This is a genomic window from Paeniglutamicibacter sp. ORCA_105 (assembly GCF_045798545.1).
In the GTDB taxonomy this organism is placed as follows: domain Bacteria; phylum Actinomycetota; class Actinomycetes; order Actinomycetales; family Micrococcaceae; genus Paeniglutamicibacter; species Paeniglutamicibacter sulfureus.
Genome location: NZ_JBIXLM010000028.1, coordinates 1 through 22,399 on the forward strand (window position 1 = coordinate 1; position 22,399 = coordinate 22,399).

Consider the following 22,399-nt stretch of genomic DNA (forward strand, 5'->3'; position numbering starts at 1 on the left):
CCCCCCCCCCCCCCCCCCCCCCCCCCCCCCCCCCCCCCCCCCCCCCCCCCCCCCCCCCCCCACAGCATGTTTCATCCACCCAAACCCGGAAGGCCCAGGCCATGACACAGCAGAACGAACGCGGTTCCGCTGCCGTTGAATTCGCCATTGTCCTTCCCGTCCTGCTCATGCTGGTCATGGGCATCATCGAGTTCGGGCATGCCTACAACGCCCAACTCACTCTGACCCAGGCCGCCCGCGAGGGCGTCCGGGTCATGGCCATCTCCAATGATCCGGCCAAGGCGCGCTCGGCCACCAAGATGGCCGCCACATCCCTGTTTTCCTCGATCACCGATGGAAACGTGGCCATCTCCCCCGCAGCCTGCACGCCCGGCACGCAGGCCAGCGTCACCATCACCTACCCCCTGTCGACGATCACCGGCATCGTCTCCCCCATCACCCTCACCGGCAAGGGGGTCATGCGATGCGGAGGCTAAGGAAATCTTCGGATTCCGAACGCGGAACCGTGAGCGTCATGACCGCCCTGCTGCTGGTCGTCCTGCTCGGCTTCACCGCCCTCGTGGTGGACGTCGGAATGCTGTACGCCGAAAAGGCCCAGCTGCAAAACGGCGCGGACGCCGCGGCGCTTGCCGTTGCACAGGAATGCGCCCGTAGCCTGGCCAGCGCCAACTGCGCCACCGCCTCTCCGCTGGCTGCAAACTACGCGAAATCCAACGCCAACGACGGGCTCAGCAACATCCAGTCCGTCCAGCTGAACAAGAGCGCGGGCACTGTCACCGTGACCACAGGAGCCCAGCAGGCAGGCGGCGAAGCCAACAAGGTCTCGCTGTCCTTCGCCCGCATCCTGGGCTTTGACTCGGCCGAAGTCGGTGCCAGTGCCGGAGCCCAATGGGGCAGCCCGGTGGCCGGTCCCACCGTTTTCCCTGCGGCATTCTCCGTCTGCCAAGTCGAAGGCCACGTCGACGGCGGACTCCAACGCCTGGGGTTGCACGGCGGGTCCTACGCCAACCCGGGCTGCAACTACGGACCCGCGGGGGCACCTGTCCCCGGCGGCTTCGGCTGGCTGTCGCAGATTCCCGGACAGTGCGGCGGCTACATCGACCTGCTGGTCCAGGAAGGCGGCAGCGCCCCGGGCAACAGCGAGCCGCCCAACTGCGACGCTGTCCTGAACCGCTGGGCCGCCGAGATCGCTGCCGGCGGCCGTCCCACGGTTCTGCTTCCGGTCTTCAACCTCGCCATCGGAACCGGCTCCGGGGCCATCTACAAGATTTCCTCCTTCGCTGCCTTCGAGGTCGCCGGCTGGAAGTTCACCGGTGGGTCCTCGCTGCCCTCCGTATTCCGCAACACCACCGCCTACGCCGGTTCCCAGGCATGCACAGGGGACTGCCGCGGCATCATCGGCAAGTTCGTCCGCTACGTGTCCCTCGACGAGGGGCACATCCTAGGACCTGTCAACAAATATGGTGCCACCGTCGTCCGAATGACCCACTAGGAGCTTTTCTTGAAATCCCGACTCTTGGGCGGTGTTGCCGCCGCCGTCCTCGCGCTGCTGGGCGCCGTCCTCGTCTACTCCTACGCGGCAAACGCCGACGCGCGCGCCATGGCGGCACTGACGCCCACCAACGTCTTGGTCGTTCGCCAGGCCGTTCCCGAGGGAACGTCCGTTGCGGACCTTGGCGAATCCGTGGCACTCGAAGCCAGGCCCGCGGGCACCGTGCCAGCCGGGGCGATGGCCACCCTGGACAATGTCGCCGGCCAGGTGACGGTCGCGGATCTGGCACCCGGCGAGGTGCTGCTCTCCAGCCGTCTCGTCGACCCTGCCTCCCTCCAAACACCCGGCACCGTCGCGGTGCCCAAGGGCCTGCAGGAAGTCAGCTTCGCCCTGGAGCCGCAGCGGATGGTCGGCGGCAACATCACCGCCGGAAGCACCGTCGGGGTCTTCGCCTCCTTCGACAAGGGAGCGATCAAGGACGATGCAGGTTCCCCGGCCACCGGCCGGGTCTTCCACAAGATGCTCGTCACCCGGCTCCAACGCGCCGATGCCGCAGTGGAACCGGCCGAAGGCGCCCAGGCCATGCCCGCGGGCACCATGCTCGTCACCGTCGCGGTCAATGACCGCGATGCCTCGAAGCTCATCCACTCCGCCGAATTCGGCCGGATCTGGCTGACCAACGAACCCAAGGATGCCAAACAGGAATCCCGTCCCCAGCCAGTTCGCCTATCGGAGGTGTACCCGTGAGCCGTTTCGTCCTGATCTCCCCGGATGCCCAGTTTGACCAGCTCGTCCGCGCCGCCGTCGAAGGCGGCCTGCACGGTGAGGTGCGCTCCTTCCTGACCACCAGCGTGCCCACCGACCCCCGGCAATTGCTGGACTCCCTGGAGCAGGCCCCCGAGGTCCTGATCCTGGGTCCCGGCATCCCCGTCGAGGAGGCCCTCCGCCTGGCCACCGTCTTCGATGTCCAGTGCCCGGAAATCAGCGTCGTCCTCGCCGCCGAGTACGACCCCGAACTCGTGGTCTTGGCCATGCGCGCCGGCATCCGCGACGTCCTCGGCCCCTCGGCCGACATCGCCCAGGTCGCATCGGTGCTGGACCGCGCCTGCCAGGCGCACTCGGCACGCAGCCGCCACCACCAGCCGGCGAGCGCCGAACCGCAGGAGAAAAAGGGCCAGGTGATTGGCGTGTTCTCCCCCAAGGGCGGCGTGGGCAAGACCACCGTGGCCACCAACCTTGCCGTGGGCCTGGGCAAGATCGCGCCCATGGGCGTCGTCATTGTCGACCTGGACCTGCAATTCGGGGACGTCGCCTCCGCGCTGTCGCTGGATCCCGAGCACACCGTGATGGACGCCGTTTCCTTCTCGGCGAGCCAGGACACCCTGGTCCTCAAGGCCTTCCTGACCGTCCACCCCGCCGGGCTCTACGCGCTGTGCGCATCGAAGAACCCCGCCGACGCCGACCACGTCACCAGTGAGCACATCGAGCGCCTGCTCGACCAGCTGGCAGGGGAATTCCAGTACGTCATCGTGGACAGCGCCCCCGGCCTCACCGAGCTCGCCCTGACCGCCATGGAACGCTGCACCGACGCCGTGTGGGTCAGCGGCATGGACGTGCCCAGCGTGCGCGGACTGCGCACCGGCCTGGATGTGCTCAAGAAGCTGGATATCCTTCCCGAAACCCGCCACGTGGTGCTGAACATGGCCGACCCCAAGACGGGGCTGACCATCGGCGACATCGAGACCTGGATCGGCGCCCCGGTGGATGTGAGCATCCCCCGCTCGCGGACCGTGGCATTCTCCACGAACCGCGGCATCCCGGTGCTCCAGGATTCCAAGCCAGACCGCGCGGTCAAGGGCTTCGCCCACCTCGCCCGGCGCTTCGATCCGCAATGGCGGGCCCAACCCGCCCGCAAGCTTCACCGACGGGTGGTCGTGCGATGAAACTCTCCGAGCGACTCAGCGCCGCGGAAAACGCTGCGCCCTTGAACCGTGCCGCCGGCGCCCGCCAGACGGCAACCCAACGCCTGGACAACGCCGTGCCCCAGGCGGCTTCCGTCCCCATGCCCGCAGCCAAAACGGTCATGCCTTCGGCGGCGCCCGCTGACATCTACAAGCCGGCCGTGCAGGCACCCGTCGCGGGTTCGGCGAGCGCGAAGGCCTCGATCTCCCACCCGGTGGATGCCTATGCCGGGCTGAAGCAGCGTGCCGCCAAGGCACTGTTCGAACGCATGGGAAGCCGCTTCAACGATTCCACCCTGACCGAGGAGGATCTGCGCGCCAGCGCCCGCGAGGAACTGGTCCAGGTCATCGACGCCGAAAAGGTCCCGCTCTCCCCCGCCGAACGCTCACGCCTGATCAACGACGTGGCCAACGACGTGCTGGGCTATGGTCCGCTGCAGCAGTATCTGGAGGACGAGGACGTCACCGAGATCATGGTCAACCGCATGGACAGGATCTACGTGGAGCGCAAGGGCAAGCTGGTCCTCAGCGACTCGCGCTTCAGCTCCGAGGAGCACCTGCGCAAGGTGATCGAGCGCATCGTGGCCAAGGTGGGCCGTCGCATCGACGAGTCCTCGCCGCTGGTCGATGCCCGCCTGGAGGACGGGTCGCGTGTCAACGCGATCATTCCGCCGCTGGCGGTGGGCGGTTCCTCCCTGACCATCCGAAAGTTCAGCAAGATCCCGCTGACGGTGCAGGACCTGATCCGCTTCGGCACGCTGACCCCGGCGATGGCCGAACTGCTCAATGCCTGCGTCAAGGCGAAATTGAACATCATCGTTTCCGGAGGCACCGGCACGGGCAAGACCACCTTGCTCAACGTGCTGTCCTCCTTCCTGCCCGAAACCGATCGCATCGTCACCATCGAGGATGCCGTCGAACTCCAGATCCAGCAGGACCACGTCGTGCGCCTGGAAAGCCGCCCGCCCAACACGGAAGGAAAAGGCGAAGTGACCATCCGCGAACTGCTGCGCAACTCCCTGCGCATGCGCCCGGACAGGATCGTGGTGGGCGAGGTCCGTGGCGGCGAATCCCTGGACATGCTCCAGGCCATGAACACCGGCCACGACGGCTCGCTCTCCACGGTGCACTCGAACTCGCCCCGCGACGCCATCGCCCGGCTCGAGACCCTGGTCCTGATGGCAGGCATGGACCTTCCGCTGCGCGCCATCCGCGAACAGATCGCCTCCGCCGTGCACCTGATCATCCAGATTTCCCGGCTGCGCGACGGCACGCGGCGCATCACGCACGTGACCGAGGTCCAGGGCATGGAGGGCGACATCGTCACCCTGCAGGATGCCTTCGTCTTCGACTTCGCCGCCGGCGTTGACGATGACGGGCGCTTCCGCGGCACGCCGATCCCCACCGGCATCCGGCCCACGTTCATGGACAGGTTCCAGGACATGGGCATCCAGGTTTCGCCCGCCGTCTTTGCCGGCCGGCAACACGCCGTCGCCAACGCCTAGGAGGGCGAGATGGAACTGATGATCGGATTGGCCTTCGTGCTGCTGGCCCTGGGCCTGGCACTGGGTATCGTATTTCGGCCGGCACGGGTTGCCGTGGATCGCCGTGCCCCCGTGGACGTCTCACCCACCACCGGGCTTTCCCGGCTTGCCGGCGGAACCACCGGATTCCTCGAATCCATGCTCGCCCGGCGCAAGCTGCGGATCTTCAGCAGCGAGGCGCTGGAAAGCGCCGGACTGCGCCTGCGCCAGAGCGAGTTCCTGGTGCTCATGGCCTCCGCCGCGCTCGTCGCCATGGTGCTGGGCATGCTGATTGCCGGACCTTCCCTGGGCGTGCTCTTTTTCCTGCTGGTCCCGGCGTTAGGGCACCTGTACCTGCAGCGTCGCACCGCCAAGCGCCGCCACGGATTCGGCGAGCAATTGGTGGACACCCTGCAACTGCTCTCCGGCAGCCTGCGTGCGGGGCACAGCATCCTGCGCGCCATGGACGCTGCAGCCCTGGAGTCCCCGGTGCCGACGTCCGAGGAGATGCGGCGCATCGTCTCGGAAACCAGCCTGGGAAGGGACCTGCTGGCCTCGCTGAACGACACCGCCACCCGGATGCAGAGCGAGGACTTCAAGTGGATCGCACAGGCCGTGCAAATCAACCGCGAGGTCGGCGGAAACCTGGCCGAAGTGCTGGACCAGGTCAATGAAACGATCCGCGAACGCAGCGAAATCAAGGGACAGATCGCGTCCCTTGCCGCCGAGGGCAAGTTCTCGGCCTACATCCTCATGGCCATGCCCGTGGGCATCATTGCCATGCTCATGGTCATCAGCCCCGGCTACATGACCCCGCTGTTCACCCAGCCCCTGGGCTGGGTCATGATGGGCGCCTCCGTCGTCCTCATGACCGTCGGCGGGTTGTGGATGCGCAAGATCATCGACTTGAAGTTCTGAGGACCGGAAAATGCCACTCATCGTCACCGCCGGCGCGTTGCTGGTCGGCTTCGCCATGCTCTACCTCGGTCTCGCCTTCTTCTCGGTCGACCGCAAGGGCCAGGCCGCCAGCAGGGAGAACCTGCGCCGCGGCCACGACCCGGAGGAAATCGCTGCCCGGCCGGATACCGGCCTGCTGGTGCGGATCGGCAGGCGCCTCACCCCCGAGGCGTATGTTCGCCGACTCGACAAGCTGCTCTCCCTGGCCGGGCGCCCGACCTCCATGCCGTTGGACCGCCTCCTGGCGGTGAAGCCCGCGCTGGCGTTGGCCGGTGCGGTCCTGGGGTTCCTTTTCGGCCTGGATCCGCACCCGATCATGAAGGTCATGGGGCTTGGGGTCTTCGTCGCTGCATATTTCATCCCCGACCTGCTGTTGATCAGCAACGGCCAGAAACGACAACAGGAATTGCAGCTTGAACTGCCCAATACGCTCGACCAGATGCTGATCAGTGTTGAGGCGGGCCTCGGATTCGAGGGTGCCGTGTCTCGGGCCGGTGAAAACGGCCGGGGACCCCTGGCGCAGGAATTGATCCGCACCCTGCAGGACATGCAGGTCGGCCGTTCACGCCGGGAGGCTTACTCCGCCCTCGCCCAGCGAACCAACGTCCCCGAATTGCGCAGCTTTGTCCAGGCCGTCGTCCAGGCGGATGCCTACGGCATCGCCATCAGCCAGGTCCTGCGGGTGCAAGCCAAGGTCATGCGGGTGAAAAGAAGGCAACGTGCCGAGGAGAAGGCCATGAAGTTGCCGGTCAAGATCCTGTTCCCGCTCCTGTTCTTCATATTTCCCGTTCTCTTCATCGCCATCCTTGGACCGGCGGTGATCAATGCCATCGCAACGTTCAGCGGGCAATGACCCCACGGAAGGCACCCTCATGACATCCCCACCCCGGGTGGGCCGCGCAGACGCTCCCGCGGGCCAACAGCCAATGGACCCAAGCACTGATCAGGCGGTCTTTAACGGCACTTACAACGTCTTGGCCCATTGCCAAACGCAGGATTCACGCAGATTGTCCCAGTTGTCCGGTTTTGCCCTTATCTTGCCCAGTCCCAGCGGATATCCTAAGGCAATGCACACTCCGTCCACCGCCCCGATCATGGGCCTAACCGACACCATGGCAGGGGTCGCCAGAGAAGACTCGCCAATGTCCACCTTGCCATCACCCAACGGCCAGCCCCTGGTGGATCTTGCGGTTCTCCGGGAGCTCGAGCAGCAAGTCGACGACCCTTCGATCGTCGTGGGCTTCGTCCACGACTTCGTGGATCTGTGGGAATCGCGTTATGAACGGTTGGCCCAGGCACTGGATCCCCTGGATCCGGATACTGCGCTGGACGCCCTGATCAGCATCAAGACTGCCGCTGCCATGGCGGGAGCCGTGCGCCTCGCAGGGGATGCGCGGGAACTGGGGGAAGTCGTCAAACGCGGCGATGAAGCGGCAGCGAAGGCCTTGTTGCCGCTTCTGGCATCCTGCGGGCAGCAGACCTTGCTTCAGCTGCAGGAGCATTACCCCAAGTCGAAGGAACAGGGCTAGGGGCGAATCATTCCTGTTCCGGATGGGGCGCCGCCATGCGGTAGCCCACTCCGCGCACCGTCAGCAGCCACTGCGGGTTTTTGGCGTCCTCACGAAGTTTCCGGCGCAAGTTCCCGATGTGCACCTCGATCGCGCGTTCATCGACATCGCTGACATAGCCGCGGCCACCGCCGCGTTGGGACTCGCCGCGGACGACATGGACCAGATCGGCCTTGGTCCGTACCGCGCCCACGTTGCGCAGCAGGTCCTGCAGAAGGTCAAACTCGCTTTTGGTCAGGGAAAGCCCGGCTCCTGACAACCGCGCGGTCCGCGCTTCGCTGTCCAGGACCAGGTCGCCGTGGCGCAGGACCGACCGTTTCCCGGTGGGTACCTGCACCGCCGGGAGCCGGGGTTCGGGTACCGGGGATCCGGAGCGCGGACGGCGCAACAGTGCCGCAACCCGGGCACGTAGTTCCCGCGGACGAAAAGGCTTAGTGAGGTAGTCATCGGCACCGGCATGCAAGGCGGTCAAGGTGTCCGCCTCATCGTCCCTGCCGGTCAACATGATGATGTAGCAGTCGCTGAACTGGCGGATGCGGCGAAGCACCTCATGGCCGTCGATGTCCGGCAGGCCAAGGTCCAGGGTCACGACGACCGGCTTCTTAATCCTGGCCATTTCCACGCCTTCGAGCCCGGTGGCCGCCGGGACCACATCGAACCCGGACTGCCGCAGTACCGCGACCACGAGGTTCCGGACGTCGGCGTCATCCTCAATGACCACGACGGTCCCTTGATCCATAGTCCGTGTCCTCTGGCGTAGGTTAAACGTAAATACGAATACACCTCCCCACGGGCTCCCCTAAATACCTACCAGTGGATTCCTGAAACCACAAGTGGAATGCAGGTTAAGCCAACGAAGAATGCTCGGGGAAGCCGGGGATTCCTGCCCAATCGCGAGTCCATGGTGGCACTATGGTTCCATGCGGTATTCAGGCGCGGGCATGAATGGTCGATCTTCCGTTGGGGCGGGAATCCCCGATCCCCTACAGCCGACGAAACTGCTGTTCCATCTGCGTCGGCTCGGGCCGCGGGCGCGTATCGGCCTCTGCCATTTGCCGCTGACCGTGGTGCTCACTTTCGCCATGATTGCCGCGACGGTCGCCTCGCCCATCCTGCTGGAGCGAGAACTCGTCGTGGCCGGGCTGGCCGGGCATGGAATGCTCATCCTTGCGGCGTGGCTGGTTCCGTGGGAACGGCTTCCACACGGTGCCCCGCTGCTGATCCCGGTCTGCGACTTGGTCGTCATCGGGTTGTTGCACAACGGGGCCTCGGACATCCTGCGGGGCCTGGCGGCACTCGCAGTGTTTCCGGTCATCTGGTTGTCGGTCTCGGGCATGTTCCCCTGGGCTGCGGCCATCATCAGCTTCGTGGGCCCTCTGGCAATCATGGCCGCGAGCGTGCCCTTGCTCTCTGGTGCGACGGGGACCCAGCTGACCAGCATGTTCCTGTTGCCCTTGATGCTTTTGGCCGTTTCCCTGGCCATCCGTTCGGTGGCCGGCAACGTGGCCGTGCAGCAACGGCAATTGGAGCGGCAAGACAGGGAATTGCGGGAGCTGTTGAATTCCAGCATCGAACGTGAACGACTGCTGGGCACCGTCCTTGACACCGTGGACGTGGGCATCGTGGCCGTTGATGCCCAAGGAAAAACCATCCTCTCCAACGAATGGCTCCGGCAATTGACCCGGCGCACCGCCGCGCAGGCAACCGCCGAAGAGGGATTGGTGCTGCTGGGCCAGGATCGGGAGGCGGTCCTCCCTGTCGACAAGCACCCGATCCGCAGGGCGGTGAATGGCGAGGAATTCGGCGACTACGTGGTGTGGACGGGGACGGGGAATGAACAACGGGCGCTCGGCACGGCTGCCCGGAGCATGCGCGGACGGGACGGAGGCTTCGGCGGGGCCGTGATCGCCTTCAGCGACGTGACGGGCCTCTACGAGGCGGTCTCGGCCAAGGACGAACTGATTGCCAACGTTTCCCACGACCTGCGCGCGCCGTTGACCTCGATCTTCGGAAACCTTGAGCTGGTGCTCGACCAGCTGGACATCGACGCCGAGGCAACCCTGGGCAGCATGGGCCAATACCTTCGGTACTCCCACCACAGCGCCGAACGCCTGCTCGAACTGGTCTCGGACCTGCTGCTCTCCGCCTCGGCTGCAACCACCATCCATCCCCGCAAGACCGACCTCGCCGGGCTGGTCCAGTCCTGCGTCGGGGCCGTCAGGCCGCAGGCGCAGGCAGCAAAGGTCTCAATCGTGACTGACTTTCCCTCCCCGCTGTGGGCTCACGCGGATCCGGCGAGGATCGCCCAGGTGGTGGACAACCTCATTTCCAATGCCATCAAGTACTCACCCGACGGCGGCGAGGTCCGCGTCACCGCGACCTCGAACGGACGCGAAGCGATCCTTGAAGTGCGCGACTCGGGTCTCGGGATATCTCCCCACGACGTGTCCCGGGTCTTCGACAAGTTCTTCAGGAGCAACGAGGTGCGTGATGCCGCCATCCCCGGGACCGGCCTGGGGCTCTCCATCGCCAAGGCCATCGTGGACCGGCATGGCGGAAGCATCCAGTGCACCAGCACTCCCGGCGAGGGCACCAGCATGAACGTCACCCTGCCCGTGGAGCCAGCCCTGGCATGATGGCCGGGGAACATCGAAGTGCCGGGTTGCCGGCCCCGATGGACCTAAAGAACGAAATAGCCAGGAAACTCCCGCTAGAACGCCGAGGAATTAGCAGAACCCCGCCCTCCGGAAGGATTGGGCAGGGTTCTTACCGCGGGAAGCATCGATGAAGGAGACCGATGCGAAAATCATGTATCAATTCACGGTGGGCAGCGGTGCCGGGGCAGGCGTCGTCGCGGTATTTGGTGAACCAGGCCTCCCCGCGAGTCGCTTGAATCCCTTGGCTATCAGCCAAACACCGATGAACACCTCCCAGAGACCGCCCGGAATGGCGTGCATCGAGAGCAGATCGAAACCCAGGATTTCGAGCGCGGAACCGCAAAGAATGATCGCGTACCCCGCGAGCCCCCACACCGCCAACGGACGCGGAAGCAAGTTCGCCCTGTAGAAGACCCAGCAAACAATCAGCCCGGCAACACCCAAGGTAAACATGGCGATGCTGTAGGCATAGAGCTGTGTCTGCATGAACACGGTGCTCAAACCAAGCAAGGACCCGTCGGACGTTTCTGCCACGCTGTCCAAGCCGGCGATGGGAACCTGGGCAAGTATCACCAGGACCATGATGGCAATGAACGTGGCATCAACGATCCTGAAACCCAGGTAGCCAACGGCCATCCGTTCGCTATGCTTTCGCAAAATTGGGTACATCAGGATTCCGTGGGCGACGTCGCCGGCCACGGTCAGCAACCAAAGCAGTGCTGCGATTGCCAACAGCATGCTGTTTTGTGAAATCGAGGCCATTCGATCGGGCGCCGAAAGGATGGACAGGATGAGAACGTTTCCGAGAATTCCGATGACCATCCCTGCCAAGTAGATGACACCGACGATTTTTGCGGTCCTTCTGTAAGATCCGGTCCCGGACTGAACCGCACCGACCATGATTTGGTTATGCATATTCTTTATCCCTTGTATCGTGGTTCGCCGTAGTCCTGAACAGCCAGGGAGATACAACCGGTGAAGCCGACGGGCCACCCCTCGACCGGCCCTGCGGGCTTCGCCATCTCCTCCAATGCGGGGACGGTATGAACCAGTTTGGCCCCCTCGACGGAACGATGTTCATTGGTCGTCAAGGGAAGCTTTTGATGACTGAAAATGGAGAGATGCCCATGCGGGGAGAAAATCTGGCGCATTCCCCGACAAGAAGATGGGGAGCGCAAGGATGATTCGGGCGCGGGTGATTGGTAAACGGACCTCGAGCGCGACGACGATTCCGATGGCTGACTTCGGGGCAGTCGCGGGACGGTGCCGGGCCCCAGTCCCGGTATCCAGAGTCGGCACGATGCGTGGGCCGCGAAGCCTTGATGAACCCTTGCCGCTAGCCCTTGCGAACTCGCCTCAAGGAAGAGTTTGGGAGCAAGGGGTTAAGTCAGCGTCGCAGCTCTACGCTGATAAGGCGGTCGTACCCTGAGGAGAGGGTGCGCGGCGCCATCATTGACGCCGACTAAGGCGAACTGTACACGCGCACGCAGGCCGTGACGGCCTTGAAATATGACATTCTTTTAATACCGAGATGCCATCGAACGACGGCCGCACATCACGCCGGCCTTGCAGTACTTGCATGGGTTCCCCCGCCTTGTAAGGTGAACGCATGGAATTGCACGCGATTGGCGATTGGATATGGGCCTCGCTTCAAGAATTGTCTGGCATCGCACCTCTGGGAGCACTTCTCGCCGTCATCGTTGCCTATTTCTCCTATCGTGGGACGGTGAGACAAAAGACATTGGCCGATAACCGGAATGCCTGGTGGAACCGTGCTCAGTGGGCCATTGATGCCGCGTTGTCGTACGGCGAGCAGCGTCGGGCTACCGGCATGGCGGCGATCGAACAGATGCAGGACTCCGAGCTTGCGACCACGGCCGACCAAGCACTTCTCGCGGCCATGGCCGACGCCGTCGTTGACGAAACGCTCGACATCCTTGGGGCCGACGACGGCTCCAGGCCCATCGTTGAAGGCGCATCCGCGAAAACCGATGAGAAGAGCGAGAGTGGTGCAATGGGTATCCCACCGCGAATCAGCGGGACGACGCCTGCTCCCGCATCTTCGGGTGGGTACGAAATTACCTTGGACTCCCGCGATGGCAAGGTGGTCCACGCAAGGTCGCTTACACAAAAGCGGATCCTGGAAAGCGCCGAACGGATCATCGCCAAGGCAAACAAGAAGATAGCCGAGTAGCCGCCCCGCCAACGACCCAGGCGATGGCCGATCGCACATCGCGCGCGGTCCTGCGGACCTATGTACCCGGGCCTCTGGCCTCAAGCACCGGGAATCCCAGTTCCCAGACAGATTCCGGGGACAGGGTCTCCTCCGCGTGCAGGGACACCACCGCGTAGATCCCACAGGCCTTGGCGACGGCCTTGACCCAGGCGGCGCTGTCCTCGGCCTTGCGCCCGGCATCCACCGCGACCCATAGCTGGTCGGGAGCCAGCAACTCCAGCAGTTGCAGCTGCGCAGGCAGTGCCAGCAGCGGATTGATGGCAACCGAGACGAGCAGGGGCACGCCGTCGGCCACGGCGTTGGCGCGGGCCCGCAGGATGCCGCGCCGGTCAAGGATCGGTCTGCGGGCCAGGGCAAGGGTGTCGAACTTCTGGGCCAGCTCCCCCGCGTTGCGCCGCAGCGCAGTGCCCTCGTCAAGTTCCCCGGCTGCCATCCCGGCATCTCCCCAGAGTCCGATCACCACGACCAGGTCCCCGGGTCCGGCCAGCGGAGAGGGAACGATGTCGGGGCCCGGCGCCGCAGCCTGCCCGGCCCGATTCCCCGGCGCATCGAACGGGTGCGTTGGTCCTCCGGCGGCGCGGGTGCCGGTGGCCGGTTCTAGGGCGAAGGCCTGGCTGTCCAGCAGGCGGTCGAAGTCGGGGCGGCCGGGCAGCGGTGTCGGCATGTCCCGGTCTACGAACACGGGCACCTGCGGGGCCAGGCGCAGCTCGGCCTCATCAGCCCGTGCCAGCAGCCCGTCGATGCCGCCGGCCACGGCCGGGGAATCGGGAGTCAAGGCAGGGGCCATGAAGGAGTCGGGTGTCGGGGAAGCCGGCTTTCCGGCTACCTGTTCCCCATTGGGTGGAGATGAAATAGATGCTTTCGATGACCCTGGTTTCGATATCCCGGGCTTCGGGGACCGGGGTTTGGGAGCGGGCTCGAGGGCGCGCTGCGGCGCCGGTTCGTCCCCGGGTTCCAGAACGTGGCCCTCGGGCGCGTACTCGTCAGGCACCTCGATGATGGCCTCCAGGTGCGACTTGGCCATAAACCCGCCGATGCCGCCGATGGTGACCCGCTCGGCGGAGACGATGCGGGCATGGGGCCCGTACTCGGCCATGGCCTGCTCGTGGATGTCTGGCAGGCTGGCACCCTCAAGCCGAAATCGCATCGGCACCGCGCACCACCCCCACGGTCTCGATCTCGGCCCCGCCGGCGGTGGCCTCCTGGTAGGAGAGCACCGGGATGGAACCGGGTGCAGCGCCCAGCAGGCGGCGCACCGCCGGGCGCAGCGCCGGGGCGCAGACCAGCACCGCCGAGAGGCCACGGGTTTCCAGCTCCCCGGCGATCTGCTTGACCGAGGCCAGCACCGCCTCCAACCGGGTAGCATCCAGCATGATCTGGCTTCCGGCCTCCGCGGGCCGCAACCCCTCGAGCATGCCCTGTTCCAGGACGGGATCGATCATGACCACGCGCAGCGTCTTGCCCTCCAGGTAGCCGGCGGCAATGGCCGGGCCCAGTGCGGTGCGGGCCGCCTCGATGAGGCCTTCGGGGTCGGTGCTGGCCTTGGCGCGCAGGGCCAGGGCCTCGTAGATGCGTCCCAGGTCGTTGATGGGCACGGACTCGATGAGCAGGCCCTGCAGCACCCGCTGGACCTCGGCCAGGGACAGCGGGGAAGGCACCAGTTCCTCCACGGCCGAGGGGTTGGTTTCGCGCACCGCGTCGGTGAGCACCCGCACGTCCTCGCGGGTCAGCAGCCTGGCCGCCTGCGCCTGGACGATCGAGGAGAGGTGCGTGACGATCACCGAGACCCGGTCGATGGTGGTGGCCCCCGCCATCTCGGCGTTGTGTCGCAGTTCGGCCGGCACCCACTTGCCGGACAGCCCGAAGACCGGTTCCACGACCGAGGCCCCGGGCAGCGAATCCAGGTGCTCGCCCAGGGCCAGCACCTTCCCCCGCGGCGCGGTGCCGCGCCCGGCCTCCACCCCGGCGATCCTGATGGTGTAGGTGGCCGGGGGCAGGTCCACCGAGTCTCGGGTGCGCACCGGCGGCAGCACAATGCCCATCTCCATGGCCACGCGGCGGCGCAGGGCGCGGACGCGGGCCAGCAGGTCGTCCCCTCCCCCGTTGACCACGTCCACCAGGTCCGGGGCCAGCTGGATCTCCAGGGCGTGCACCCGCATCTTCTCGATCAGGTCCTCGGTGGTTTCGGTGGGCACCACGGCAGCCTCGTTTTGCCGCGCCACCTCAGCCAGGGATTCGGACTTGGCCAGGTTGGACTTGATGCGCTCGGCGGTGAGGATCAGCAGGGCGCCGATGAGGAAGAAGGGAAGCTTCGGCATCCCCGGCACCAGGGCCAGGGCGATGGCCGCGGAGCCGGAAATCAGCAGCGCGGTGCGCGACTGGGCCAGCTGCTTGGAGGCGGTGGAGCCCATGTCGGACGAGGCATTGGAACGGGTGACGATCATGCCGGTGGACACGGCCATGAGCAGGGCGGGGATCTGCGTGGCCAGGCCGTCGCCGATGGTCAGCAAAGCGTAGGTGTTCAGTGCCTCGGAAATGCCCATGCCGCGCTGCAGCATGCCGATGGCGATCCCGCCGACGAGGTTGATGATGATGATGATCAGCCCGGCGATCGCGTCACCCTTGACGAACTTGGAGGCACCATCCATGGCGCCGTAGAAGTCGGCTTCCGCGGCGACCTCGGCGCGGCGCTCGCGCGCCTGGGAGTCGGTGATCAGCCCGGCGTTCAAATCCGCGTCAATGGCCATTTGCTTGCCGGGCATGGCGTCAAGGGTGAATCGCGCCCCGACCTCGGCAACGCGCTCGGCGCCCTTGGTGACCACGACGAACTGGATGACAACAAGGATCAGGAAGATCACGCAGCCGATGATCAGCGAGCCGCCCACCGCGATGGAGCCGAAGGCGGCAATGACCTCCCCGGCATACCCGTTGCCCAGCACCAGCCGGGTGGAGGCGACGTTCAGGCCCAGGCGCAGCAGCGTGGCTACCAGCAGCAACGAGGGGAAGACCGAGAAGTCCAGCGGCCGCTTGACGAACATGGTGGTCAGCAGGATCACCAGGGCCAGCAGGATGGACACGGCGATCAGCACGTCCAGCAATGCGGCCGGAACCGGGACCACCAGCAGCATGATGATGCCCACCACGCCCAGCGGCACGGCGATCTTGGCGAGGGAAGCAAATTTCATTTAGGTCTTGCTCCTTGGGACTGGGCGGTTGGCCTGCGGTTGGACGGTGAGCGGGGATGGCGTCTTGGAAAGGCGGAAGGGGCCGGGGGTCATCAGGTGCCGGCCCCTCGTCCGGGACCGGGGTTGGCACTCGGTGTCGCCGGCCCCGGCACGGTGTGGACGCCGGCGGCGTTGCCGCGGGCCTTGAGCGCCATGACGAAGGCCAGCACGCGCGCCACGTCATTGTAGGAATCGGCGGGGATCTCGTCCCCGATCTCGCAGACCTCGTGCAGGGAACGCGCCAGCGGAATGTCGCGCACCATGGGCACGGACTTCTCGGCGGCCTCCTCGCGGATGCGCGTGGCGATGTTGCCCGCGCCCTTGGCCACGAGACGAGGCGCTGACTTGCCCGGTTCGTAGCGCAACGCAACGGCGACGTGGGTCGGGTTCACGACCACCACGTCGGCGTCGGCGATCGCCGCGATCATGCGGTTGCGGCTCATGGCCATCTGGCGGGATCTTCGCTGGGACTTGATCAGCGGGTCCCCGTCGGTGCGCTTGTTCTCGTCGGTGACTTCCTTGCGCGTCATACGGGTGTGCTTGCGGTTCCGGCGCATGACCACCAGCACGTCGATGGCCGCCAGCACGAGCCCGGCGATGACCGAGGCGCGGATCAGCGAGGAGGCGCCGTCCGATCCGGCGGCCAGCAGCGAGGCCAGCGGCAGGGAGCCCGATTGCAGGAGCAGCGGCATGAGGGAGGCGACGACGAACCAGAGCACCAGGCCAATGACGGCGACCTTCAGCAGGGCCTTGAGCCCCTGCCAGAGCGCCTGGAGTCCGAAGACCCGCTGGACGCCGGTGACCAGGTTGAGGTTGGCCGGATCCAGCTTGAACTTCTTGAAGTTGATCCCGCCCTGCAGCGCGGCGATGACCACCACAACCACCAGCACCACCACGAAGAGGGGCAGCAGCGTGCCGGGCAGCGAACCCAGTCCGGTGCCCAGCGCGTCGACTGCGGCCTCGGGATTGGGGGCGGCAATGATGCCGCGCACCGCCTCCAGCTGGGCACGGCCCGCCGTCTCGGCGGCAGCCAGCACCCCGGGCAGCATCAGGGCAGCTGCCCCGATGCCCAGCCACGCTGCAAGGTCCTGCGAGCGGGTCATCTTGCCCTTCTCGCGCACCTCCTTCATGCGCTGGGCGGTGGCCTTCTCGCTGCGCTCCCCCGAATCCTGGCTCACGCTCCGCCCACCCCCGAAAGCAGGGACAGGGCTGCCCGCACCAGCGAGGAAACCAGCGCAGGCAGCACCACGAACACGGTGCCGACCAGTGCGAGGGTCAGCATGATCTTCAGCGGGAAGCCCATGGCGAAGGCGTTCAGCGCCGGGGCGGCGCGCGTCAGCAGGCCCAGGCCGATGTCTGCAAGCACCAGCACCACCAGCAGCGGCCCGGCGATCTGGACGGCCGCGACGAACATCTCCCCCACCGCGCCGACCAGGGATTCGGCCACGTACGGCAGCCCGATGCCTCCGCCCAGCGGGATGACGGAAAAGGAGCGGAAGAGCCCGGCGAGCACCAGCTGGTAACCATCGGAGGCCACCAGCAGGGCCAGGGCCGCGAAGTGGAAGAAACGGGTGAACTGGGCGCCATTGATCATGGACTGGGGGTCGAAGCCCTGGGCCATGGCGAAGCCGCCGAAGAGGTCGATGAGGCTGCCGGCCGACTGGATGGCGGAAAACACCAGCATGACCATGAAACCCATGGCAGCCCCTGCCACCAGTTCGGCGACGATGGCGCCCAGGAACGGGCCGGTGTCCAGGGATTCGTAGCCGGCGCCCAGCCGCGGGGTGACGGCCAGGGCCAGCCCGATGCCGAGCATGCCCTTGATCCGCAGCGGGATGGCGTTGTGCGAGAACGGCGGGGCGATGACCAGGAACGCGGTGACGCGCACCGCGGCGAGCATCATGACCTCCAGCCAGGCCAGCGGCACGGTGGCCAACATGCCTAGCCGCCTCCCAGCAGGGCCGGGATCTTCTCGAAGAGCTCGTGGGTGAAGAGCACCATTTCGGAGATCATCCAGTGCCCGCAGACCAGCAGCGCGATGGCGACGGCAGCGGCCTTGGGGACGAAGGAGAGGGTGATTTCCTGGATTTGCGTCATTGACTGGAACAGGGAGATGGCGAAGCCCACCACCAGCGAGGTGATGAGCACCGGGGCCGAAAGCTTCGCGGCCACCAGCAGCCCGGAGAACCCGATGTCCAGGACGGCGTTGGGATCCATCAGCCACCACCAATCCTGTAGGAACCGATGAGCGCGGTGATGACCAGGCCCCAGCCGTCCACGAGGACGAAGAGCAGGATCTTGAAGGGAAGGGAGATCATCACCGGCGGGAGCATCATCATGCCCATGGACATCAGTGCCGAGGAGACCACCAGGTCGATGACCAGGAAGGGCACGAAGATCACGAAACCGATGATGAAGGCCGCTCGCAGCTCGGAGATCATGAAGGCCGGGATCAAAGTGGTCAGCGCGACATCCGCAGGCGTGGCGGGGTTGGGCAGTTCCGCCGCGCGGGTCATCAACGCGATGTCGGCCTCGCGCGTGTGCGCCAGCATGAACTCGCGCAGCGGCACCACCCCGACCTCGAGGGCCTGGGTGAGGTCGATGGAGCCGTCCAGGTAGGGCTGCACGCCGGTCTCGTTCATGGCCGTGAGCACCGGGGCCATGATGAACAGGGAGAGGAAGAGTGCCAGGCCGGCCAGCACCTGGTTGGGCGGGATGGTGGGCAGCGCCAGGGCGTTGCGGGTGAAGGCCAGGACCACGAAGATCTTGGTGAACGAGCTCATCATCAGCAGCAGGGCAGGGGCCACCGAAAGCATGGTGATGGCAATGAGGGTGACGATGGCGGAGCTGGGTGTGCCGTTGGGTCCGTTGATTTCAACGGACAGCCCGCCGTTGTCCCCCGGGGCACCCGGGTCAACGGGCGCGGCAAGGGCGGCGGAGGCACTGAACCAGGAAAGGGCAACCAGAAGAGCCAGCAACAGCCCGGCCAGCAGTGCCATCCGGGCGCGGGAATGCAGGGAAGGGCGAAGCGCTCTCATGAGCCGCGGCCAGACCGGACGGCGGACACTGCCCGGCGCCAGGTGTCCGGCGACAGGATCGAGCCAGCAAGCGCTCCCGAAGGCGTGGATGAAAGCGCCGTCGGTGCTGCCTGGTCGTTCACAGCCGGCCCGTCCGCGCCGGATATGTTGGCGGGGACGCCGCCCTGCCGCATGGAGTTCAGGTGAGCTGCGAAGGCGCGCGAGCGCTCGGCCATGGTGATCGGGGCGTTGACCTGTTCCAGGGCATCTGTTTCCATCGGCTCGGGGGCCTCGAAGGAATCCAGCACGCTGATGGAGGACTCGGCCACTCCCAACAGGTAGCGCCGGCCCTGGACGTCAAGCAACACCACGGAGGACTTCGGGCCCAGGCCCTGGCGCTCGACCACGGAAAGCTGAGAGGCACGCGGGGACCCGAAGCGCGTCAGCACGCGCTTGCGCAGGTAAAACAACAATCCGAAGACCGCCGCGAGCGAGACGATCACCCGCAGCACCAAGAAGAAGCTTTCCAAAACTAGGCCAGGCCCTCGTTCACATCAAGGATCTGCGTGATGCGCACCCCGTAGTCCTGGTCCATGACCACGACCTCGCCCAGGGCGATGAGCCGGCCATTGAGCAGGATGTCCGCCGGAGCACCGGCGGAGCGGTCGAGTTCCACCACGGCGCCGGGTTCCAGGCCCAGCACATCGCGCACCGACATGCGGGTGCGCCCGATTTCCACGGTCAACGCCATTTCCACGTTGTTGATGCGGCCCAGTCGGCTTGCCACGTCTTCGCGTCCCTCGAGGGCGGATCCTGCGGGCAGCTGCGTGGGTTCGTTGTTGCGGATGCGGATGGCAAAGAAGCCGATTTCCTTCCCGGCGCTGTGCAGTTCAAAGCACACGGTCTCGGCGTCCCCGAGCATCGCATCGGCGTGCACCGCCGAATCGGTGGAGAGCACGCCGGCTCCCAGCACGCCGGTGGCGGCTTCGAGCGCAGGTCGCAGGATGTCTGCTGCGGACACCAGCGAGCCGGGTCCGCCCGGGGCTCCTCCCAGCATCGGGGCAGCCACCGAGAGCAGCACGTCGGCGGAGAGCTGGCCGACGAAGCCGGCGGCCACCAGCTCGCCCGATCCCTTCAGCATGGCGGCATCCCGTGTGCCGGAGTGCAGCACGGCGGTGACCGGCGAGGTGGTGGGAAGCATGCCGGCCAGGGCCTCGGCAGCCGCCGAATACAGCGCCGTCGAGTGCAGGACCGGGATGGATGTTGGTTCGGGGCTCAAGAGAGGCTCTCCTCGGTAGAAACGACGACGGCGGCGATCCGGCCGCTGCGGGTGCCGGCTGCTGCGGTGCCCAGGCGGCGCCCGTCAACAGACAGCTCGAAGGGCCGGTGGACGGGGTGCGGCAGCGGCAGCACATCTCCCACGGCAAGGTTCAGGATGGTGCCGGGGGTGACGAAACTGGGACCCAGTGCCAGGGCCACGTCCACCGGGACCCCGGCGATGGCCTCGGTGAGCAGCTCGGCGGCGTTCTCCACCGGCGTGCGCGGGTTGGTTTCGCCCAGTTGCGGCAGCAGCATGTCGGCCGGCACCGCGACCGAGGCCAGGGTGCTGCGCTCCCCCACGCGAACACGCAGCCATGCGGCGATGACGATCTCCGACTTGGTGGCTGCCTGCGCGAACTGCGAGTTGTGGTGGATTCCGACCACCGCGAGCTGTTGCTGCAGCAGGGCACCGAGTGAGTAGTGCAGGTCCTCGAGCGCCTCGTCCATCAGCCCGCGCACCAGTGTCTGCTCGATGCGCGTGTACTTGCGTTCGGGTACATGGGTGGTGGTGGGGCTGCCGAGCATGTGCGAGACCCAGTTCAGCGCATCCGCGGCGGGGAACTGGATGACGGCGCGTGCGCCATGCCCCTCGGCCTCGCAGAGCACCATGGTGGTGGCTGGCGGCAGGCCGGCGACGTAGTCGTCGTAGGACTGCATCAAGACGGATTCGAGGGTTACCTGTGACATGACCCGGATCTTGGCCGTCAGTTGGGTGCCCCATTGACGGGCAAAGGTCTCGAAGGCAAGTTCGAGCACGCGCGCGTGTTCCCGAGCCAGGGTGGTCGGGCGGCGGAAGTCATAGACAACGGCGGCGGCCGGGTCGGGGGGTGTTGGATTGGGCCCACCCGCATCGGGGCGTCCCGCAGGCAAGATCGTCACTGGCACCACTATCGGCAGACAGTGGCTGGTTAGTTAGCCGGTTGGGGCAAATATTCGTCCCGCGATTCCTTGGAATCGTCAGCAGCAGACTGACTAGGGATTTTGCGCGAACTGATCGCTGCTCGCCGATAACCGATCGACTCAGGCTGGTTTGTCACCGCCCCTGTCACGTCCACGTTTGCCGAACCTCGGTCCAACTATTTCTATGAAGTCGGGTGTTGAAACGGCAGACCGGGATCTCTTTTAATTGCGCTGGATCCGGTCTACTGGCCGCGGGGGATATCATCGAACACCGCGTTACCGCCTTGGATTCGGGCATCGTTGCCTATCGGGCGACGTAGGGTTGTTGGCCAAGGATCAAGTGGAGCCGTAGTCGACCGAGAGTCTAAGCTCAACAGTGTTCACGTAGCGGATTCCCGCACATCGAAGAGGAGAGGTCCACAATGGCCAACATTTACGAGGGATTTATCGTCCAAGAAACGACCCCGCAGGCGTTCGCCCTCGTGGAGTCCTGGAACTCACGCGTGGCGGATCTCAAGAATCTTCCTGAGGTCGATCTGGCGGAGGCCGTCAATGAACTCAAGGATCACCACCTCGAGATGATTCGGGCACTGGGACGTATCGAGCAGGCTGTCAACACGAACGCAGGCAAAGTCATCACGGCCTAACCTTGCGCGGAAGACCGCACCGATCGGCCCTGCCCATATAACTCACCGCTTACGGATTGCGCACACGCGGCTTCCCATGTCACGAGCAGTGAGCGTGCCCGCAGAACAGTGACGGGCGCCGATTGGCGGCGCATTGTCCGCTCAAACTACCAGCACACCCTCACCTAAACGGCAGATAGTCGGATTCGCGAGCTTGGCAAAGCCCGCCACGGGTTGCGACGAACTGAGCGAGCTATCAGGAACGGCAGGTAGCTTGGACTGTGGGTCCTGTACGGGAATCACATTTCAAAGACTTGGAGGCTGATCATGAGCAAGCGTCGTTATTACAGCCAAGGTCCACGCATTCCGCTTCTGTGGCAGAACATTGGTTTGGGTATTTTGGTTTTAGCGGTTATTGGGATTGCTGCCTACCTGATCGTTCGGTGACGGCAAGAGCAAGAGCAGAAATTTTACCACGGCTTGTGGCGGGCACGAGAATTGAACAATCGCGACGGATAGTGCAGTGAAACCCTCCTATCAGGCAGGACGAAGTCCTCCCGGGTAGCAGGCAATGTGTCGCCGGTCTTGCGGACATGCGACCCCGCTGGACCGCGCCGCGAGTGAACAATCCCGGCAGATTGGTGCCTCGGCGCGGCTCACACCAAGGGTTCTGATGGACAACACGTCGTTACGTGGCCTGCACAGGGTGAACCGCGGGGTGAAAGCCACGTGAATGACAATCCGGTGTACCGCAGCTCACATACTGTTGGAGTTTCAATCACCAGCTTGGGAGCTAACTTTGGGAAATCGTCGTTATTACGATCAGGGGCCACGAATTCCGGTGTTATGGCAGAACATCGGCCTTGCGGCACTCATCGCCGTCGTAATCGGATTGGGCGCATACGTTTTCTCTTCGTA

22 protein-coding genes are annotated in these 22,399 nt (G+C 65.4%); 11 read left to right on the forward strand and 11 right to left on the reverse strand.

The features are described 5' to 3' along the window. The first annotated feature begins 101 nt into the window (after nucleotides 1-101). The 8 genes from ACIPUB_RS13765 to ACIPUB_RS13800 all read left to right on the forward strand — a co-directional run bounded on the left by ACIPUB_RS13765 (nucleotide 102) and on the right by ACIPUB_RS13800 (nucleotide 7,462). On the forward strand, nucleotides 102-476 hold the full coding sequence (locus tag ACIPUB_RS13765; protein WP_407607888.1) for a TadE/TadG family type IV pilus assembly protein: 375 nt from the start codon (nucleotides 102-104) through the stop codon (nucleotides 474-476). Between the two features lie 29 nt (nucleotides 477-505). Continuing rightward, nucleotides 506-1,492: a pilus assembly protein TadG-related protein gene (locus ACIPUB_RS13770; RefSeq protein WP_407607889.1), complete on the forward strand. Its 987-nt coding sequence runs from the start codon at nucleotides 506-508 to the stop codon at nucleotides 1,490-1,492. A gap of 9 nt (nucleotides 1,493-1,501) precedes the next feature. Beyond that, entirely contained in the window at nucleotides 1,502-2,239 is a 738-nt protein-coding gene (locus tag ACIPUB_RS13775) for a Flp pilus assembly protein CpaB (protein ID WP_407607890.1), read from the forward strand. Then, nucleotides 2,236-3,435, forward strand: coding sequence for a CpaE family protein (locus ACIPUB_RS13780; RefSeq protein WP_407607891.1), 1,200 nt, complete (start codon nucleotides 2,236-2,238; stop codon nucleotides 3,433-3,435). The genes ACIPUB_RS13775 and ACIPUB_RS13780 overlap by 4 nt, the downstream gene beginning before the upstream one ends. Beyond that, the gene (locus ACIPUB_RS13785; RefSeq protein ID WP_407607892.1) at nucleotides 3,432-4,958 is read left to right on the forward strand and encodes a CpaF family protein; all 1,527 of its coding nucleotides are present in this window, start codon (nucleotides 3,432-3,434) and stop codon (nucleotides 4,956-4,958) included. The genes ACIPUB_RS13780 and ACIPUB_RS13785 overlap by 4 nt, the downstream gene beginning before the upstream one ends. 9 nt (nucleotides 4,959-4,967) lie before the next feature. Further along, a complete protein-coding gene (locus tag ACIPUB_RS13790; RefSeq protein ID WP_407607893.1) occupies nucleotides 4,968-5,894 on the forward strand; it encodes a type II secretion system F family protein in 927 nt (308 codons plus the stop codon). Nucleotides 5,895-5,904: 10 nt separating this feature from the next. Further along, nucleotides 5,905-6,786: a type II secretion system F family protein gene (locus tag ACIPUB_RS13795; protein ID WP_407607894.1), complete on the forward strand. Its 882-nt coding sequence runs from the start codon at nucleotides 5,905-5,907 to the stop codon at nucleotides 6,784-6,786. 214 nt (nucleotides 6,787-7,000) lie between these two features. After that, nucleotides 7,001-7,462 (forward strand): Hpt domain-containing protein, encoded by a 462-nt coding sequence (locus tag ACIPUB_RS13800; RefSeq protein ID WP_407607895.1) that lies wholly within the window; start codon nucleotides 7,001-7,003, stop codon nucleotides 7,460-7,462. 7 nt (nucleotides 7,463-7,469) lie between these two features. Here ACIPUB_RS13800 and ACIPUB_RS13805 read toward each other — a convergent pair whose 3' ends face one another. Continuing rightward, a complete protein-coding gene (locus ACIPUB_RS13805; RefSeq protein WP_407607896.1) occupies nucleotides 7,470-8,240 on the reverse strand; it encodes a response regulator transcription factor in 771 nt (256 codons plus the stop codon). A gap of 202 nt (nucleotides 8,241-8,442) precedes the next feature. Between ACIPUB_RS13805 and ACIPUB_RS13810 the strand changes: the two genes are divergently transcribed. Then, a complete protein-coding gene (locus ACIPUB_RS13810) occupies nucleotides 8,443-10,137 on the forward strand; it encodes a sensor histidine kinase (protein ID WP_407607897.1) in 1,695 nt (564 codons plus the stop codon). A 177-nt stretch (nucleotides 10,138-10,314) separates the two neighbouring features. Here ACIPUB_RS13810 and ACIPUB_RS13815 read toward each other — a convergent pair whose 3' ends face one another. After that, on the reverse strand, nucleotides 10,315-11,073 hold the full coding sequence (locus ACIPUB_RS13815; protein WP_407607898.1) for a DUF4386 domain-containing protein: 759 nt from the start codon (nucleotides 11,071-11,073) through the stop codon (nucleotides 10,315-10,317). Nucleotides 11,074-11,767: 694 nt separating this feature from the next. Here ACIPUB_RS13815 and ACIPUB_RS13820 point away from each other — a divergent pair. Beyond that, the gene (locus ACIPUB_RS13820; RefSeq protein ID WP_407607899.1) at nucleotides 11,768-12,352 is read left to right on the forward strand and encodes a hypothetical protein; all 585 of its coding nucleotides are present in this window, start codon (nucleotides 11,768-11,770) and stop codon (nucleotides 12,350-12,352) included. Nucleotides 12,353-12,410: 58 nt separating this feature from the next. On the opposite strand, the gene ACIPUB_RS13825 is transcribed toward ACIPUB_RS13820, so the two are convergent. The 9 genes from ACIPUB_RS13825 to ACIPUB_RS13865 form a co-directional block, all read right to left on the reverse strand. Then, nucleotides 12,411-13,541 (reverse strand): hypothetical protein, encoded by a 1,131-nt coding sequence (locus tag ACIPUB_RS13825; RefSeq protein ID WP_407607900.1) that lies wholly within the window; start codon nucleotides 13,539-13,541, stop codon nucleotides 12,411-12,413. Next, a complete protein-coding gene (locus ACIPUB_RS13830; RefSeq protein ID WP_407607901.1) occupies nucleotides 13,525-15,579 on the reverse strand; it encodes a flagellar biosynthesis protein FlhA in 2,055 nt (684 codons plus the stop codon). Before ACIPUB_RS13830 ends, ACIPUB_RS13825 begins: the two co-directional genes overlap by 17 nt. A 92-nt stretch (nucleotides 15,580-15,671) precedes the next feature. After that, on the reverse strand, nucleotides 15,672-16,796 hold the full coding sequence (locus ACIPUB_RS13835) for a flagellar biosynthesis protein FlhB (RefSeq protein WP_407607902.1): 1,125 nt from the start codon (nucleotides 16,794-16,796) through the stop codon (nucleotides 15,672-15,674). Further along, nucleotides 16,793-17,557, reverse strand: coding sequence for a flagellar biosynthetic protein FliR (locus tag ACIPUB_RS13840; protein ID WP_407607903.1), 765 nt, complete (start codon nucleotides 17,555-17,557; stop codon nucleotides 16,793-16,795). The genes ACIPUB_RS13835 and ACIPUB_RS13840 overlap by 4 nt, the downstream gene beginning before the upstream one ends. A 2-nt stretch (nucleotides 17,558-17,559) precedes the next feature. Continuing rightward, nucleotides 17,560-17,835, reverse strand: coding sequence for a flagellar biosynthesis protein FliQ (fliQ, locus tag ACIPUB_RS13845; RefSeq protein WP_264271526.1), 276 nt, complete (start codon nucleotides 17,833-17,835; stop codon nucleotides 17,560-17,562). Next, on the reverse strand, nucleotides 17,835-18,656 hold the full coding sequence (gene fliP / locus ACIPUB_RS13850; protein WP_407607904.1) for a flagellar type III secretion system pore protein FliP: 822 nt from the start codon (nucleotides 18,654-18,656) through the stop codon (nucleotides 17,835-17,837). Before fliP ends, fliQ begins: the two co-directional genes overlap by 1 nt. After that, nucleotides 18,653-19,165, reverse strand: a complete 513-nt coding sequence (gene fliO, locus ACIPUB_RS13855; RefSeq protein WP_407607905.1) for a flagellar biosynthetic protein FliO — start codon at nucleotides 19,163-19,165, stop codon at nucleotides 18,653-18,655. The genes fliP and fliO overlap by 4 nt, the downstream gene beginning before the upstream one ends. A gap of 2 nt (nucleotides 19,166-19,167) precedes the next feature. Further along, nucleotides 19,168-19,914, reverse strand: coding sequence for a flagellar motor switch protein FliN (fliN, locus tag ACIPUB_RS13860; protein ID WP_407607906.1), 747 nt, complete (start codon nucleotides 19,912-19,914; stop codon nucleotides 19,168-19,170). Continuing rightward, on the reverse strand, nucleotides 19,911-20,834 hold the full coding sequence (locus tag ACIPUB_RS13865) for a flagellar motor switch protein FliM (RefSeq protein ID WP_407607907.1): 924 nt from the start codon (nucleotides 20,832-20,834) through the stop codon (nucleotides 19,911-19,913). Before ACIPUB_RS13865 ends, fliN begins: the two co-directional genes overlap by 4 nt. A gap of 443 nt (nucleotides 20,835-21,277) precedes the next feature. Between ACIPUB_RS13865 and ACIPUB_RS13870 the strand changes: the two genes are divergently transcribed. Further along, nucleotides 21,278-21,502 (forward strand): hypothetical protein, encoded by a 225-nt coding sequence (locus tag ACIPUB_RS13870; RefSeq protein WP_407607908.1) that lies wholly within the window; start codon nucleotides 21,278-21,280, stop codon nucleotides 21,500-21,502. Nucleotides 21,503-22,399: the final 897 nt, after the last annotated feature.